The organism is Asaia sp. As-1742 (assembly GCF_011753235.1).
GTDB classification, from domain to species: Bacteria; Pseudomonadota; Alphaproteobacteria; order Acetobacterales; family Acetobacteraceae; genus Asaia; species Asaia bogorensis_B.
The window spans coordinates 75,234-92,324 of record NZ_VWWA01000007.1 but is presented as its reverse complement, the minus strand read 5'-3'; the positions used below and the strand labels follow the sequence as shown (position 1 = coordinate 92,324).

14 protein-coding genes are annotated in these 17,091 nt (G+C 59.9%); 6 read left to right on the top strand and 8 right to left on the bottom strand.

Annotation, left to right across the window (positions count from 1 at the left end):
* The first annotated feature begins 132 nt into the window (after nt 1–132).
* Nucleotides 133–1,644 (top strand): sugar porter family MFS transporter, encoded by a 1,512-nt coding sequence (locus F3J08_RS11735; protein ID WP_240149313.1) that lies wholly within the window; start codon nt 133–135, stop codon nt 1,642–1,644.
* A 135-nt stretch (nt 1,645–1,779) separates the two neighbouring features.
* Entirely contained in the window at nt 1,780–2,562 is a 783-nt protein-coding gene (locus F3J08_RS11730; RefSeq protein ID WP_166930131.1) for a DUF1460 domain-containing protein, read from the top strand.
* 63 nt (nt 2,563–2,625) lie between these two features.
* Here F3J08_RS11730 and F3J08_RS11725 read toward each other — a convergent pair whose 3' ends face one another.
* Entirely contained in the window at nt 2,626–3,582 is a 957-nt protein-coding gene (locus tag F3J08_RS11725) for a bifunctional helix-turn-helix transcriptional regulator/GNAT family N-acetyltransferase (RefSeq protein ID WP_166930129.1), read from the bottom strand.
* A gap of 346 nt (nt 3,583–3,928) precedes the next feature.
* On the opposite strand from F3J08_RS11725, the gene F3J08_RS11720 reads away from it, so the two are divergent.
* The 4 genes from F3J08_RS11720 to F3J08_RS11705 are packed head-to-tail and all read left to right on the top strand — an operon-like array spanning nt 3,929 to nt 8,371.
* Entirely contained in the window at nt 3,929–6,181 is a 2,253-nt protein-coding gene (locus F3J08_RS11720) for a TonB-dependent siderophore receptor (protein WP_166930127.1), read from the top strand.
* Nucleotides 6,178–6,492, top strand: a complete 315-nt coding sequence (locus F3J08_RS11715; RefSeq protein WP_166930125.1) for a hypothetical protein — start codon at nt 6,178–6,180, stop codon at nt 6,490–6,492. Before F3J08_RS11720 ends, F3J08_RS11715 begins: the two co-directional genes overlap by 4 nt.
* Nucleotides 6,489–6,797: a hypothetical protein gene (locus F3J08_RS11710; RefSeq protein ID WP_023979895.1), complete on the top strand. Its 309-nt coding sequence runs from the start codon at nt 6,489–6,491 to the stop codon at nt 6,795–6,797. Before F3J08_RS11715 ends, F3J08_RS11710 begins: the two co-directional genes overlap by 4 nt.
* Nucleotides 6,794–8,371 carry a PepSY domain-containing protein gene (locus F3J08_RS11705; protein ID WP_166930123.1) on the top strand — a complete coding sequence of 526 codons (1,578 nt, stop codon included), beginning with the start codon at nt 6,794–6,796 and terminating at the stop codon, nt 8,369–8,371. Before F3J08_RS11710 ends, F3J08_RS11705 begins: the two co-directional genes overlap by 4 nt.
* A 43-nt stretch (nt 8,372–8,414) precedes the next feature.
* Here F3J08_RS11705 and F3J08_RS11700 read toward each other — a convergent pair whose 3' ends face one another.
* The 7 genes from F3J08_RS11700 to F3J08_RS11670 form a co-directional block, all read right to left on the bottom strand.
* Complete coding sequence (locus F3J08_RS11700; RefSeq protein ID WP_166930121.1) at nt 8,415–8,738, bottom strand: hypothetical protein; 324 nt, start codon at nt 8,736–8,738, stop codon at nt 8,415–8,417.
* Between the two features lie 286 nt (nt 8,739–9,024).
* Nucleotides 9,025–10,893 (bottom strand): molecular chaperone HtpG, encoded by a 1,869-nt coding sequence (gene htpG / locus F3J08_RS11695; protein WP_166930119.1) that lies wholly within the window; start codon nt 10,891–10,893, stop codon nt 9,025–9,027.
* Between the two features lie 76 nt (nt 10,894–10,969).
* On the bottom strand, nt 10,970–11,368 hold the full coding sequence (locus F3J08_RS11690; protein ID WP_062165471.1) for an NUDIX domain-containing protein: 399 nt from the start codon (nt 11,366–11,368) through the stop codon (nt 10,970–10,972).
* An 18-nt stretch (nt 11,369–11,386) separates the two neighbouring features.
* Nucleotides 11,387–12,064, bottom strand: coding sequence for an HAD family hydrolase (locus F3J08_RS11685; RefSeq protein WP_205206959.1), 678 nt, complete (start codon nt 12,062–12,064; stop codon nt 11,387–11,389).
* 94 nt (nt 12,065–12,158) lie between these two features.
* The gene (locus F3J08_RS11680; protein WP_166930117.1) at nt 12,159–13,271 is read right to left on the bottom strand and encodes a glycerophosphodiester phosphodiesterase family protein; all 1,113 of its coding nucleotides are present in this window, start codon (nt 13,269–13,271) and stop codon (nt 12,159–12,161) included.
* 113 nt (nt 13,272–13,384) lie between these two features.
* A complete protein-coding gene (locus F3J08_RS11675; RefSeq protein WP_166930115.1) occupies nt 13,385–15,802 on the bottom strand; it encodes a TonB-dependent receptor in 2,418 nt (805 codons plus the stop codon).
* A gap of 190 nt (nt 15,803–15,992) precedes the next feature.
* Nucleotides 15,993–16,802 carry an OmpW family protein gene (locus tag F3J08_RS11670; protein WP_240149312.1) on the bottom strand — a complete coding sequence of 270 codons (810 nt, stop codon included), beginning with the start codon at nt 16,800–16,802 and terminating at the stop codon, nt 15,993–15,995.
* Between the last annotated feature and the right edge of the window lie 289 nt (nt 16,803–17,091).

Genomic DNA, 17,091 nt, shown 5'->3' with positions numbered 1-17,091 from the left:
TCGTGTGTGCGGGCCGACAAGGCCTGCGCCATGCGGCGGGCTGCGCCCATGCTGTCGAGCCGGTAACGACCCCGATCGTTGCCAGGCTTGGGTGTGAAGGATGGCGCGCGCCCTGAAGAAGGGGAAACAAGAATGAAAAAGCAGAGGCAACCCGGCATGGGTGATACCGATCGTGCTGGCATCGAGGCGATTGTCGAGCAGACCTCACCGGGGCGGTCCGCATGGCTCATTCTCGCGGTGGCCTCTTTTGCCGCCGCAGTATGCGGTGGGCTTTACGGCTATGATACCGGCGTGATTTCCGGCGCGCTTTTGCTCATGACACGTGAGTTCGGGCTGTCGCACACGCAGCAGGAAATCGTGACGGCCTCCATACTGGCCGGCGCAGTCGTGGGGGCGCTTGTCACGAGCTGGTCATCGGAGCATCTGGGCCGCAAGAAAACCGTCCTTGTCGTGTTGTTCCTGTTCGCCTTGGGGGCGATTTTGTGCTCGATGGCCCCGAGCATCGGTACCCTTGTCGCTGCACGTTTCCTGCTGGGCATCGCGGTAGGTGGCTCTACGCAGGTTGTGCCCATGTATATCTCCGAGCTATCGCCAAGCCGGTACCGTGGCACGCTGGTCACCACCTTCAATGTGGCGATCGGGGTCGGGATCGTTCTGGCGAATATCGTTGGATATTATTACCACGATGTCTGGTCATGGCGTCGCATGGTGTCGGTCGCTTCCATCCCGGCAGGTCTGGTTTTCATGGTCATGCTGTTCATGCCGGCCAGCCCGCGCTGGATTGCCGAAAAGCGGGGCCTGACGGCGGCAGCGCGCATTCTTGAACGGGTGCGACATACGAAGCTCGATATCCATCAGGAGCTTACCCAGATCGAGCGTATCCGCCAGTCGATCAACCCCGAGAATTCCGGCTGGGCCGGGTTGGCGCAGCCTTGGGCACGCCCCGCGCTGATCGCTGCTCTTGGGGTGGCTTTCTTCACGCAATGTGGCGGGCTGGAGATGATGATCTACTATTCTCCTACCTTCCTGTCGGATGCCGGATTTGGAAAAAATGCGGCCCTTCTGGCCAGCGTCGGGGTGGCTTTCGTTTATGCCATTGTCACCCTGGCTGGGTGTTTTCTGGTCGATCGCGTCGGGCGTCGTCGTCTGATGCTGATCATGATTCCGGGCTCGGTCATCAGTCTGATCGGGCTTGGCATTTCTTTCATGTCGGGCAGTCATCAGGGTTTTGGCGCGCTCGCCACTGTGGCTTTCCTCCTGCTTTTCATGATGTTTAATTCGGGCGGTATCCAGATCTGTGGCTGGCTGCTGGGGGCAGAGCTGTTTCCGCTTGGTATGCGCGGCCCGGCGACGGCGCTGCATGCGGCGATGCTCTGGGGCAGTAATCTGCTCGTGACCGGAACGGCACTCACTCTGGTGCAAGAAGTTGGCATTGGCGCAACGATGTGGATCTATGCCGGAATCAATTTCCTGTCCTTTGTTTTCGTCTATCGCCTTGTGCCGGAAACGGCTGGTTTGTCGCTGGAGGATATCGAGGGCAATCTGCGGGCGGGCAGTTTCAGCCCGGGCAGGATCCGCAGGATCGACAAGGCTATTGCTGCCTCTGGCCCGCAGGGATCAACGATTGCAAGCGGCAGGGCTTGAGAACCGGTCCGATTTCATAAAGGTGAAATTTGTCTGGTAGCTTGTCGCACTGGATTATCGTGCAGAGAGTTGGGGGCTGTAATGAGTTTATCGGCGCAAACAGGACGGGCTGTCAGGATATGTGCGGGACTCTGCATGGCGGCCTCTCTGCCCTTGAGCGCACAGGCGGCCGACACAGCTTTCGCGCCTGCCGATCAGGCCAGACTGGGTCAGATTGAAGCGCAGATAGGCGCTGAGGTTCCGGCGCGGCCTGTCGACCCGGCAGGTTTCACGCATCGTATCTCGACGGTTTCGGCGCTGTTTCTCGGGACGCCCTATATCGCCAATACGCTGATCGGTGGTGCCGACACACCGGAGCGTTTGGTCATTCGTTTTGACGGGGTCGATTGCTATACGTTCATCGATCTTGTGCGCGCACTTTCGCTTTCCAGCAACGAGGCCGGGTTTGTCGCAGCGCTTGAAAAGACCCGTTATCGCGATGGCAAGGTTGCCTATCTGAACCGGCGGCATTTCCTGACGGACTGGGTGGCGCTTGCACCGCATAATGCCCGTGACATGACGCGCGATTTGTCATCGCAGGCGCAGGTCACGCGTAAAAACCTGAATCAGCGTGCTGATGGCGGGGTCTATATCAAGGGCCTCGCCATTCACCCGCGCGATATTGCATGGCTGCCGCCTGAGGCCCTGACCCCGCAAATTACCAGAAAAATCCATACAGGCGATGTGATCGGTATTTATACCGCCCTGCCTGGTCTGGACGTAACCCATACCGGCCTTGCTATCTGGAAAGACGGGACGCTCTGGTTCCGTAATGCCTCATCGCTCAAGGCCAATATGAAAGTCGTGGATACGCCGCTGCAAACCTATCTGAAGGGCAAGCCGGGTTTTCTCGTTCTGCGTATGCCCGAAGCAGAATAACGGGCGTCATATCGCCCACAAGGGCTAGGGCCAGGAAGCCTGATATCTTGTCTTGCAAGACCGTCAGGGCTTCTGGTTTGTCTGCGCGTCAGGCGTGATCAGTTCGCAAATCCAGTCCTCGCCTTGCAGGGGGACGCCAAACAGATCATGCGGTGCGGTCGCAACGCAGGAAAAACCGTTTCTTGCGTAAAGACGACGGGCATTTTCAAGCACAGTATGGGTCCACAGGATAACGCGCCGGTAGTGCTTTTCACGAGCGAAAGCGAGACATTGCTGCACAAGTGCATCGCCAATGCCTCGCCTGCGGGCAAACGGCTCGACATGCAGCAATCGCAACCGGGCAACACCATCACCTTCATCGGTCAGGAAAACGGCACCGGCCATGACCTGATCGAGATCGGCAACCCAGCAGGCTTCACGTGCCGGGTCGAACCCGCTCAGAAAGCGTGATGCCGTCTCGGCAATCAGACATTCAAGCTTGTGTCCCCAGCCGTGGCTTTGTGCATACAGCGCTGATTGACGAGAAGCGATAAGGCTGACTTCCCCGGGGCGGGGGGCACGCAGGGTCAAAGATGCGTCGGCTGATGGTGCCAGCAGAAAACGTGCATGGGTGAGCGATGTCACGAGGTCGTCGCGCGAAAGGGGGTCTAGGGCCGCCAGCGTGGTCCGAATAGCTCCCTGAACGCGCTTCTCAAGACCAGAGAGCATCTCACGCCCGCCTGGGGTAAGTGTGATCGGGCGTAGACGCCTGTCATGCTCAGGGCAATCGCGATGGATCAGGTTACGGCGGGTCAGGCGGCCGATCATGCGGCTGAGTTGCCCCCGGTCGATCTGCAGGGAGTGCTGCAATGCGGCGGCGGTTACGGGCGTGCCCTGTATGTGTTCCAGACAGGCAATCTCGAAAATCAGACGGGCTTCGGTGAGGGAGATGTCCGACCCTGCAAAATGCGCATCCAGCGCACCGACATGCTGGACATAAAAGCGGTTGAAACGCCGGACGGCCTCGATTGCGTGATCCATGATGTCTGCCTGAAACCAAAGTAACCTGAACCTCGCCTGCGCCCCTTACGATTTCCCGGTCCGCACAGCCTTGCCGATGATCCTATCCGTACAGGCCACCATCCGGGAGGCCAATATCAGCAAAGGCTATGCCGGATGGCGTCAGTATCGCGTGAGCCATCCTGCGCCCATGAGGCGCAGCCTCCACCGCGCGTGTCGTTTGGCTGATACAGAGCAGTGTGGCTTGTTGGTGTCACCTGACCCGCGAAACCTGACTCACGAGACATTAATCAATTGACAATGATTCGCAATTGCACAAATTCAGCGCACGTTTTCGGCCCACCATTATGATGTTGAATTTGAAACGATGCGCAGGATCACCGGTCTTGTCGCCCTGGCTCTCGCAGGCGCGACCTCTCTCACCACCGCACAGGCAGCAGACACACAGCCGCAATCGATCCTGCGGAAAAAACCGACAGCTGCTCAAAAGAAAAAACCTGACGAGATCATTGTCGTCTCGGCCACGGGCCTGTCTCAGGCAGGGGCAACCACCAAGACACGCACCCCCATTATCGAGTCACCGCAGACCATCTCGATCGTCACGCGTGAGGAAATCGAGCTGCGCGCTTCCCCCACCATTGCCGATGCGCTGTCCTATATGGCGGGTGTGCAGGCTGAGCCCTCGGGCGTGGATAATCGTGTGGATGAGGTTTCAGTGCGCGGCTTCGGGGCAGGCGGCTTTTCGTCCAACAACAATTTTGTCGATGGGCTGCGTCTGCCTTCCGGCGGGCAATGGACGCGTACATCGTTCGATCCGTTTGCCCTTCAGCAGATCGAGGTGCTGAAAGGGCCGTCTGGGGCGCTTTATGGCCAGACCGCGCCCGGTGGTATCGTCAATCTCACCACCAAGCGTCCGACCGAAAAATCGCATGGTGAGTTTTTCCTTCAGACCATCGGTTACACCAAGCTCGGCAACTGGCAGGGTCAGGCCTCGGGTGACGTTTCCGGCAAACTCAACAAATCCGGTACGGTGCGAGGACGGATCGTTGCAGTGGCCCGTTATGGCGGCACACAGGTCAATGATGTGAATAGCGGGCGGTATTATGTCTCACCCAGCCTGACATGGGCCTATGCGCCGGGGTCGAGCTGGACGCTGCTGGCGCAGTATCAGCGCGACACCGGCGGCTCGACCTTCCAATTCCTACCCATGACCGGCACGCTTGTGCCATCCAAGGGGCGCTATATCCGCAATGACGAAAACATAGGCGAGCCCGACTGGAATACCTTCGATCGCACACAGGTGCTGACGGGGTCATTCCTCGAGCATCGCTTCAACAATATCGTCACGCTGCGCAACAACACGCGCTACACCTATCTGGATAACCTTTACCGCTCGACGGTACTTTCGGGCGATACGCTGACGAAATGCACCGCCAGCATCAAGGGATGCGTGCCCTATCAGACCGTCAATCGACGGGCTGTCGAAGGACGCGGGCGCTCGCAGGGCGTGGCGACAGATACCCAGCTTGAGGTCAGGGCCAGAACAGGCATGGTGCGTCATACGCTGCTGTTCGGCACGGATTATTTCTATACAAACTGGGAAAGCTCGCGCGATCTGGTTAACTCGGCGCTTGTGCTGCCCCTGCTGAATATCTTCGACCCTGTGGCGCGTGGCACGACCGGTTACTCGGCCGGTCTGGCGCCACAGGTCTATGGCGCCACGGAATCGCAGCAGAACGGTCTGTATTTCCAGGACCAGATGAAGATCGAAAATCTCTACATTACGGTCGGCGGTCGTCAGGACTGGGCGCGTGACAATACCCTCAATATTCTGACCAAAAAGCGCTATCTGAACGATAATGACCGCTTTACATGGCGTGCAGGGGCTGTTTACCGCACCAAAATCGGTCTGGCGCCCTATTTCAGCTATGCCACGTCCTTCCAGCCGCAGGTGTCAGATCCTTCGACAGCGCTCGACAACAAGCCTTTCAAGCCGACGACAGGCGACCAGTATGAGGCCGGGCTGCGTTACCAGTATGGAAAGAGCATTTACGTTACTTTCGGCGGGTATCAGATCACGCAGCAGAATGTGACGACCCCTGCGCCGAACGGCCAGCTTTGCGGCACGGCCACATGCCTTGTGCAGACGGGTGAGATGCGTGTGCGTGGTCTTGAACTTGAAGGCCGTGCGACCCTGCCCTGGGATATGGCGGTTATTTTCACCGGCACGCGCAGCGCTGCCAAAATTACGGAATCGAACACGGCTTCGCAGATCGGCAATTATATGCCTCAGGCCCCGAAATGGATGGCCTCGCTTTTTGTCGATCAGCGCCTGCTGCATGGACCGATGCGCGGTGCCGGTTTTGGCGGCGGCGTGCGCTATACGGGCCATTCCTATGGCGATACGGCCAATACGCTCTCCATACCCGGCTACACGCTCTATGACATGTTCCTGCGCTATGATTTCGGCGTGGCGCGGCCACGCTATAATGGCCTCTCTTTCTCGCTCAACATGCGCAATATCGCCAATAAGCGCTTCGTGGCGACCTGCACGGCGGTCTCTGCCTGCTATTATGGTCAGGGCAGAAGCCTGACCATGCGTCTGGAATATCGCTGGTGAGCGGGGCAAGCCTGTCGGGCCTTGCAGGATTTTACCCGGCCTGCCTGGTCCTGGCCGGGTTTTGTCTGGCCGTGGCCGCTGGCGCTGCTTTCTACCTCGCGAGCGGGCAACAGCAATGGTGTCGGGTGCGCCCCCCAGCGCGGCCCTGCCTTGGGGCGGGCGCATTGTTCTCGCTACTCTCGCTGGTCGGGTTTGTGGCAGCGACTGACTGGCTTGTCGGGGTTTTCATGACAGTGGCGCTGCTGATGCTTGTGCTCAGCCTGCTCCCTCTTGCGGTTGCGCTTCATGCGCGAAAGGGCGTGCGCCTATGAAAGGGGCGAAACTCGATAATCGCCGCTGGCTCGCCAAGACGCTGGCCGGTTTGATTCCCGGTGCTGCACTGGCACTGGGGGCAATGGTTCTGGCCGGGCATCTCTGTGGTGCCACAGGCAATCCGATGATGCTCTCATCGCAGTTTCTCATGTGGGGGGCGGCGCTGCTCTGGGTGATCTGTCTCAGCCTGTGCTTCCTGTTTCGCTCAGGCCTGGGGGCATGGTTTGGCCTTGGCTGGATTGCCTGTCTGCTATGGCTGGCCAATACGCTGCTTGCCGGGTTTTTCGGGGGTGAGCAGCCATGAAACTGCGCACTGATATCGTGGCGGTTTATCGTGAGGTTCATAGCTGGGTCGGTGTGGTGGCAGGACTCTTCCTGTTCATCGCCTTTTACGCGGGCGCCATCAGCATGTTCGAGCCAGCGCTCGAATCCTGGCTGACACCCCGGCCCGACCTGCCCGCCGCCGTTTCCATCGACCACGTGCCGGATCTGCTCGACAGGGCTTTTGCCGTCTATCCCGAGGCACAGCGCCAATACAGCATTGTCGTCAGCCCCGATGCCACCCATCCGGCGCGTCTGGTATGGCCACTGGGCCAAGGGCGTCATGGCCACGGGTCATCGGCCATGATGCTGGCGGCGCTCGATGCGCAGGGCGGTCTTGTAACCACAACGCATAAACCCTCGCCCGTTGCCCAGCTGATTGACACGGTGCATCAGCGCATGGGGCTACCCTTGCCGCATGAGGCCGCCATGATCGTGATGGGGTTCATTGCGCTGGCCTATGCGCTGGCTCTGGTGTCGGGCACCATCGTTTTCATCCCGGCCCTGGCACGGGCGCTTTTTGCCGTGCGGCTGGTGGGGAGCGTCAGACGCAAATGGCTGGACCTGCATAATCTGCTCGGGTTCTGCTCCTTGCCGTTCCATATCGTCATGGCCCTGACGTCGGTTGTCTTTGCTTTCCACGACGTGATTTTTACGGTGCAGGGTGAGTTTCTCTCCCATGCCCAGAGTTCGAGCGCGCATGGTCGTCATGGTGCGGGGCATGGCGGTGGTCGAGGCATGGGGGGCATGGTTGCACCGCCTCATGCGGGAGAGGGGGCCGTGTTGCTGGCTCCGGCGGAGATATTGGCGCGTCTGGCCCAGACCGCACCGGGTTTTGTGCCTGACACGCTCGATTATTCCACGCGCCCTGGTGGGCCGCCCGGTTCAGGCCCGGTCTTGCGCGTTTCGGGGCATGATCCCGCCCATGTCATGCGGGGTCCCACCAGCGGGTTTGCAACACTCGACCCCTATACGGGCCAAATCCTGTGGAGCGCTTATCTGCCGGGGTACCAGTCGGCAGGGTTTGCAGCGCTGACCAGTTTCTTTGCCCTGCATTTTGGCAGCTACGGGGGTGCCCCGATACGCTGGACCTATCTCGTTCTCGGTTTTGCCGGGGCGTTTCTGTTCTATACGGGCAGCAAGCTCTGGATTGCGGTTCGCCGACGCAAGGAGAAGGCGACGGGGTGCCTGACAGACACGCGCGGAACCCGCTTTCTGTCCCGTCTAACGACCGGTTGCTGCACAGGCTGCATGACAGCCATTGCCCTTCTGCTTTGTGTCTCGCTGGTGCTTCCCCACCCCTTGAGTGAGGGCGGAGCATTCCGGCTTTATCACGGTGTGTTCTGGGTGATGATGCTGGGTGCGTTGCCCTTCGCATGGGGGGAGGCCCTCATGCTCTGGCTGGCAACGCTCGCTCATGCTGCGCTCATAGCCATCGTTCTGTTCAGGGGCGGACAGACCGATGCCCTCAACTGGGGCGTTGCTCTTGTAGCGCTCGGCCTGACAATCGTGTTGATGCGGCTGGCCCGCCAGGGGAGCGCGGTGCGCCCTGCCTGACAGGGGTAGCGCCCCTTGGGCTCGCGGCGTCCTGTTACAGGGTTTATTTGTCGAGTGAGGCGATCTTGCGTTCAACCCAGTCACGCGCAGGATCCCCGCCCCAGAGGAGCCACGCGATATAGCCGGCAGAGGGGTCGCTATCCGATCCCCATTCATGGGTCTTGGTTTTCTGGTCCGATTTATGGCGAGCGAAGAAGCTGTGCATGGATTTGAGGTCGCTCTCATCCAGATCCTTCTGTTCAGCCAGTTGCTCGGCGCGTTTGACACCGGCTTCAGTCCCGCCGCGATTGAATTTCTCGCGCAATTTGAGACCGTGGCGTGCCGCCGAGGCCATTTCCTTGGTCGGATGAAAACTGTTCTGCGTCATGATCAAGATCCCTCCTGCCGGACGGGCGAAACGCCTGCCCGCTGGCAAGAGAGAACTCGTCCGGCAGGGAGGAAGTTGCGCCCTTGCGTGGTCCGGCCCGATGCGGAACGTGCAGGGCTCAGCCTCGGCGCTTTTGCCGTTTCGAATGGTTTTTTTACGAGCGACTACGAAAAAAGGCCCGGATTTTGGGTCCGGGCCTTTTTCAACGTGATGTCATGCCTGCACTGATGACTGGCGCCGACCGCCGGTATCAAGGGTTCGGCGCCTCGTGATCGGCGGTGACGATTCAGGCTGTGGCAGCGCTCGTCAGCATGGCGGTCAGGCGCTGCGCAAAACCGGCGGCATCGGGCAGGGTCTCGCCATCCTGAATACGGGCGACATCCAGCAGAACGCGGGCGAAATCGGCCACGCTCTCACCTTTCTCCACCCGTGCTGCGAGATCACGGATGAGCGGGTGATGCGGGTTGATCTCCATGATGGGCGCTGCGGGGGGCATGCCCTGACCCGAGCGACGCATCAGACGCTGCATCATCAGATCGGGACCACCTTCGCTCGTGATCACCACGGCGCTGCCTACCAGACGCACCGTGCCGCGCACGTCCTTCACGTCCTCGCCGAGGGCTTCCTTGAGCGCCGGGATCAGCTTCTCGAGATCCGCAGCCTCGCCTTCCGGCGTCGGGGCTTCGAACTTCTCAAGATCGCCGTGAGCCTGATTGATGGATTTCAGGGTCTTGTCTTCATAGGAAGACAGACGATCGGGCCAGAAACCATCCACCTGATCGGAGAGCAGCAGCACCTCGATGCCACGGGCACGGAACCCTTCGAGCTGCGGCGAGGCAGCCAGCGCCTCGGCGTTTTCACCCGTCAGGTAATAGATCGATTCCTGACCCGGCTTCATGCGCGTCAGATAGGCATCGAGCGTGGTCGGATCGTCAGACGCCGTGGAACGGAAGCGCGACAGGGCAGCGAGTTCCTGACGATGCTCGGAATCCTCCCAGATGCCTTCCTTGATGATCGGGCCGAAATTTTCCCAGAACGTGCCGAACGCTTCGGCATTTTCCGTATCCTTGGCGCGGTTCTTGATTTCGGTCATCACGCGCTTGGTCACGGCCTTGCGGATGCGCTGCAACACGGGGGTCGATTGCAGCATTTCACGCGAGACGTTCAGCGGCAGGTCTTCGGTGTCGACAACGCCCTTCACGAAACGCAGCCATGCCGGCAGGAGCTCGGCCTCGTCGGTGATGAACATGCGGCGCACATGGAGATGCACCTTGCTCTCACGCGACTGCTCCATGAAGTCGAACGGGCGCGCACCGGGAATGAACAGCAGCGCCGTAAATTCGGTCGTGCCTTCCGCGCTCCAGTGCAGGGTTGCGTAGGGCTCGTCGAACTGGTGGGCAACGTGGCGGTAGAACTCGGTATACTGCTCGGGTGTGATGTCGGATTTCGACTTGCGCCACAGGGCCGTGCCTTCATTGGCCGATTTGTCTTCCTCACCCTCACGCAGCGTGATCGGCCATGAAATATGGTCGGCCCATTTGCGGATGATCGAGCGCAGGCGCCAGGCGTCGAGGAATTCATCGGCATCGGTTTTGACGTGCAGGATGATGTCTGTGCCGGGCTGCTCGCGCGTGGCAGGCGCAATGGTGTAGGCACCCTTGCCATCAGACGACCACTGCCACGCCTGATCGGAACCGGGCTGGCGCGAAATCACGTCCACCTTGTCGGCCACCATGAAGGCGGCATAGAAGCCGACGCCGAACTGGCCGATCAGGCTGGGGCGGTCTTCCGGCTTTGCGCTGTTCAGCTTCTCGCCGAAAGCGCGTGTGCCGGAGCGTGCGATCGTGCCGAGATTGCTCGCCAGATCCTCGCGGCTCATACCTGCGCCATTATCGCTGATGGTCAGCAGGCGGGCATCCTTGTCGGGGTGGATGCGAATGGCAGCGTCGGCCGGAAGGGCCTTGGCGGCATCAGTCAGCGCCTCGAAACGACGCTTGTCGGAAGCATCGGCGGCGTTGGCCACCAGCTCACGCAAAAAGATCTCGCGCTCGGAGTAAAGGGCATGAACCACGAGATCGAGCAGACGCCCGACTTCTGCGCTGAATTCATGCTTTTCGGCGCCCTGGACCTGATCTTTTTCGGTGTTTTCGGTCATGGAGATCCCTCAAGACTGTGATGGTGCCGCAAGGGCACCGATTTGCAGGGAGAAGTAGAAATGCTGCCGTCTTTTTTCAAGAGAGGCTGGCATGGAGAGGCAGGACGTATTCACGCGTGAGGGGCGCCAGAATCAGGCCTTGTGCGTCCTCGGGGGTGACCCAGCACGCCTCCTCGATCTCGGCGGCGATGATGATGGGGCCGGACCAGGGCAGGGCGAACAGATCGGCGCGTACGACATGGCCTGGCTCGTTGGCCGCCGGGGCTTCGATCTGCCTGATGAAGTGGCACGAACGCGCCTCTGGCTGGATGCCCAACTCCTCGTCGATTTCGCGCAAAAGCGCCGCCAACGGGGTTTCGCCAGGCTCGATCTTGCCGCCTGGCTGCATGAAGGCCTGCGTACCCCGTTTACGTACCAGCAGAAGACGGCCCGCCCCGTCATGCAACAGGGCGGCGGCGATGGTGATGACAGACATAGTTGTTTCCCGACTGCCTCAGCCGGCGTTGGCGCCCAAAATGGACAGGCGGCCATCGGGCAGACGATGGGCCTTGAGCGCCTCGTAGCCCGGCACAGTGGGATGGGGCACATCCACCTCATGGGTATGGGTGGCTGTGATCACCACCACACTGGCGCCTGCGGCCTCGCCCGCCTTGATCCCGGCAGGGGCATCCTCGAATACAGCGCAGTCTTTGGCATCGAAACCAAGACGTTGCGCGCCGAGCAGGAAGCAGTCAGGGGCCGGTTTGCCATTGGGGGCGTCTTCCGCCGTGATCAGGATTTTCGGCAAGGGCAGTCCGGCAATCTCGATGCGTTTGAGCGCAAGCTCACGCGAGGCTGAGGTGACGATGGCCCAGCGATCGGCAGGCAGGCTGTTCAGAAATGCCGTGGCACCCGGAATGGGGTCGATGCCATGCGTATCTTCCAGTTCACGGCTGGTAATCCAGTGCGCTTCGGCGACCGGATCAACGCCCGGCAGTTTCTGACGGCGTATGGTTTCGACGGTCTGAACGCCATGAATGGTGGGGAGGAATTTCTCGACATCCAGACCGTGCTTCTGGGCCCAGAGGGTCCATACGCGCTCTGCTGCGATGATGGAGGTCAGGATTGTGCCATCCATGTCGAACAGGAAGGCGTCGAAGGCTTTACCGGGAAAAAGATCGTGCGCGGCCAAGGGAGTTCTCCATCATGAGGGCAGGATATACAGGGCGCAAACCCTGCATGACCTGTCCAACGCAGGCAAGTTTGCGCTGGATCAACTTATGGGCTCATCCCGCCGTATCGGCGGCCAGTCGGCCAAGGGCCGGGTCATCGGTGAAGAAGCCGTCCAGTCCCATATCGAGATAGCGCTTCACCTCGGCAATCATGCCTTGCGGGTTGCGGGCGTTCAGCGCGCCCCCATCGCGCAGTTCCTTCGGCAGGAAATAGTTCTCAGGGCGCGCCGTGTAGGAATGAACCAGCAGCCCGGCTTCATGAGCGTCGGTGATCAACGAGGTGGGCGTACCCCACGAGCCGTCCGGTTTGCGCGGGATCAGATCGGTATTGGACGGGCCGATCACATCGGCAAAGCGGCGTATCTCGCGCAGGCCTTCCGGCTTCATGAAATCGCCGAAGCGCCTTGCATCGCTTTTGCCCAGCAGATCGGGCGGTGTCTGGTCAGGGCCACCCATCAGGAACATGACCCGTGCCTGGGGGTTGATGGCGCGCGTCTTGTCACCGATCGCTCGCAGATTGGTGGTCTCGAAAGACTGGAGTTCCAGAGGGGCCTGGCGGGTATATTCATGCGCTGCGATGGTGCGCAGGAATGTGGTTTCCGGGTCCAGACCGAGGCTGTGGAAATGGGTGGAGTTCTTGATTTCGGGAATGAGCCCGAACACCTTGCCACGCGCTGCGGACTCACCGGCGACAAAATCGATCACCTCTTCAAAGGTCGGCACATCGAAATGCCCGTCATAGCGCGTGTTATGCGGGCGAAGCTGCGGCAGGCGCTCCTTTGCCCGCAGGGTCTTGAGTTCGGCGAGGGTGAAATCGGTGGTGAACCAACCGGTCTCTTTCTGTCCGTCAATGGTCAGGCTGCGCTTGCGGGCAGCAAATTCGGGGCGCGAGCCAACATCGGTGGTATCGGCAATATTGCTCTCATGGCGCACGATCAGCACGCCGTCTTTCGTCATGACCAGATCGGGTTCGATATAGTCGGCACCGTCTTCCATTGCTTTCGCGTAAGAGGCCAGCGTGTGCTCGGGCCGCAAGGCAGAAGCCCCGCGATGGGAAAAGACGAGTGGTTTTGGCGCCAGAGACGGGGCCGCGAAGGAGCGCGAGGCAAAGGCCGGCGCACAGAATCCGGCAGCGCCAAGAGTGAGAGCGTGACGACGTGACAGCAAATCGAACCTCCTCAGGCCCGCTCCCGCAAAAGACAGGCGCGGGAGGAGGCATTGTGAAAGAAGGACGACGCGGCCCTCTTGATCGGGCAGCGTCGTTCCTGTGTCGGGCTATGTTACCAGTTGGCGCTCAGCGTCAGGAAATACATGCGCGGTGCGATGGGATAGGCCGTGAACTGACCTGAAGTCTGCGTTGTGCTGACCGTGGACCAGCCACGCGTATTGGTCAGGTTGGTGATGTTTCCCTGAACGCGCAAGGCAGGAATATGGGGGATACCGTGAATGGTGTAGCCCGCATTCATGCTGAACTGTGCGGTGGGCGAGGCCCAGAGGTCATTGGTATAGGTGGTGTAGCGCTTACCCATGACGTCACCGATGAACTGGCCGTAGAAATTCCCCCAGTTTGTGGTGGCGACAAATTTCTCGGTCCAGTCCGGCTGACCGGCCACATTGCGCCCGGCAATGCGGATGGTGGACGTGCCGGAGTTGTAATTGTCGTTATAGACCGACTTGTTATAGCTCAGCCCGTTATAGATCGAGAAATGCGGGCCGAACTGCGCGGTGAAGGAGAAATCCATACCGTCTGTTGTGACCGAACCCACATTGGCGAGCGTGGTGGCCGAACCGATGATGGAGGACAGCGATTGCGTGGTGGCAATGGCGACCAGACGGTTCGAGAAATGCACATGATAATATTCAGCCTGTGCCGAGATATCGGTCAGCGGGCCGAGATTGACATGGTGATGGGTACGCAGGCCGGTCTCATAGGTCCATGAGGTCTCGACCTTGCCGTTCTTCTTGAAATCCTCGAAAGCGGCCTGGCTTGTGGCACCCCAGGGGGTGGCATTGCCGTAACCGGCGCTCTGATAGGAACGCATATTTTCCTGAATATTGGCGAACCACTGCTCGTTGGGCGTGATGTTCCACAGCGCACCGAAAGACGGCAGGAACGGCTTGACCGCGGCGATCGTGCCGCCCGGTACGGTCACGGCTGTTGCCGGTGAGAGCGATCCTGGCTTGCCAGCTACGGGCAGGGTGCCGTTTGTGTAGACCAGCTCGGATTTGAAGCCTGCCGAGAGGGTAAAGTTTTTCGTCACCTTCCAGCTGTCCTGCAGGTGGGTGGTGAAGGTGTTGGTATAGAAATAGTTGGTATACTGCTTGATCAGGGCATCCTGCTGGCGGTCATAAGGTGTGGTCGGGTTGTTTGCGTCCAGCGGATACCAGCGACGGGCCTGCGTGTTGTTGTTGCGCTCGTACCAGCCCCCGACCTCAAGGTCGTGATGGCCCAGCTTGTAGCGCAGCGTGGTGATCAGGCCGCCGCGATTATCCCAGTATTCGGTCGTGCGTGTGGCATAGCCTGAGCCGCCGAACACGTTGCTGAGCTGGCTGGCGCTCTGGTTCGGGAAATAGGCGCTGAACAGCGTGGGCAGACCTGCCGCCGTGATCGGCCCTGCCACAACGCCCTCACCCAGATTGTGATGGTAATAGAGCTTGTTGTCCCAATGCAGGTTGGCATTGAAGTCGTGCTGCCAGCCCAGATAGGTCAGAAAATCCTCGCGCTGGGCGGCGGAATAATAGTTGCGGTAGTTCAGTCCGGCATTCTTGTAGGCCGCAGAGTTCAGATAGGATTTGGCGTAGTTGAAATCCGGATAGGTGAAGGGGCGCACATAGGTGCCATAGCCGTTGGGCAGCACGATGCCGTCTTCATTGGGTTCGACCTTGTCAGACCAGTCGAAGAAATAGGTGATCTTGTCCTTGCTGCCCTTGTGCACGAACTTCGCATTGACCTGATTGCCGCCCTGATGGCCGGCAAAGTCCCAGGCGCGGGCATCCTGCCGCGCCCATGAGATATAGGCCGAATTACCGTTACCGAAATTGCCGGTATCGAACCGGGCAAAGGTGCGGAAGGTCGAGAAGCTGCCGAAGGTCTGATCGAGCTGCCCACCCATTTTCTGCTTGGGGTCGAGCGAGGAGAACAGCAGCGTCCCGCCCAGATTGGAGGTCGAGGCCGTGCCAAGGGCGCCAGAGCCGGTTGCGACCGTGGCGTTGCCCACGTTCTCGCTGATCACGGCGCGCTGTGGCGACAGGCCGTTATAGTTGCCATAGGCCTGATCACCCAGCGGAATACCATCGAGCGTATAGCCAAGCTGGTTCTGGTTGAAGCCGTGAATAAACAGCGACGAATTCTGTTCATTATTGCCCCAGGGGTCGGCATTGTTGAACACCACGCCCGGCAGGATCTGCAACGCCTTGAGCGGGCTCAGACCGGGCAGGATGCGTTGCAGCTGCGTATGGCCCACACTCTGCTCTGACCGCGTACGACGCGCGGTTGCAATGACTTCTTCCGCTGGCGCGGTGGAGGTCAGGGCCTTCGCCTTGCGCGAAGCGTTCTGGGCATGCAGCTGCGAGACAGGTGCCGTATTCTGGTGGACGGGAAGCTTCGCATCTGCGGCGTGAGCGGTGGCGCTTAGCAGGGCGAGGGGAGAGCAGAAGAGAGACAGCGTAAGGGCATGGCGCTGCTTGCGAAGCTTCATCAGTAAACTTTCCTTTAAGACGGGCTCGAACGCGGCGCACCCTATTCGGAGAGTTCGTTACGGTGTGTGAAGCTTCGGTGATTTGGATATGACAGGGCCGTGACACGGTAAGGGCCAGGCCCGGAACGAAAAAAGGCCACCCCTGTGCAGGGTGGCCTCTTTCATTCGGATGTTCCCGGGGAGGGGAATATCAGAAGCGGTATTCGATACCGGCGCCGACAACTGTCGGGTCAAGCGAGTCATGAGCCTTGATGAAGGCGCCCGACCCACGGTCATTGGCCCAGGCATGCATACGCATGAACATCTGCTTGGCATCGACGTTGAAGAACCAGTTACCGACCAGCTGATAGTCAAAGCCGACATTGACCGACGGGCCACCCGTCACGCCGACATTGAGCTTCTGCACCAGGCCACCGGCGGGGGATACGTTGTGGAACCATGCCAGTGTTGCACCGACGCCCACATAGGGGTTGAAGCGCTTGTGGGGGCGGAAATGCCAGGCCAGCGTGATGGTGGGGGGCAGAACCCAGGCGCTACCGACATCGATGTTGCCCAGCGGCGTGCCATTGGCGGCCACTTCATGACGGGTGCTGGCGGCAATCAGGTCGATCGAGACGTTATCCGTGAAGAAGTACTCGAACGTCAGCTCCGGCATGACCTGGCTGGTCGTCTTGACGCGGCCCGGGATGGCGGCCCCATTGAGCCACACCTTGCTGTCACGGTCTTCCGGAATGATGCCCAGAGCCGACAGGCGGATGATGAAGTCACCCTTGCCGAGACCGATCTTGGTGCTGGCGCAGGTCTTGAACAGGCCACATTTGTCGCTGAGGGACGAATGGGGTGGTGCAGCCATAGCCTGAGCCTGCGGCGCGAGCACCATGTTGGTGGTGACCGGCGTGTTGACGACAGGGGTCGTCTGGGCCTGAGCGGCGGGTGCTGCGACAGCTGCAGCGACGAAACCGGTCAGAAGCGCAGTAGAAACTTTGAAAGAGGTCTTCATCGACGTCATCCGTGATTAAACAGTGACGTTCTCTCACCATGCGCTATGATGCCGTGCCTTGATCCATATCAAAGAGACAACAACGTTGTTAACGACCGTGGGGAATTGGCAACAGTATATGACGTAATGTTAACCGAACAAGAACAAAAACAAAAAAGATGAGGGTCGTTGACGCCATGGATGCGCAGACGAGGGACAGTATCAGTGCGCTCGGACCTTGCGGCAGTTGCGGGCAATGCCTTCACTGCGAGGCTCGCACGCGGAGTATTTGTTCCGTTATCGATCCGGA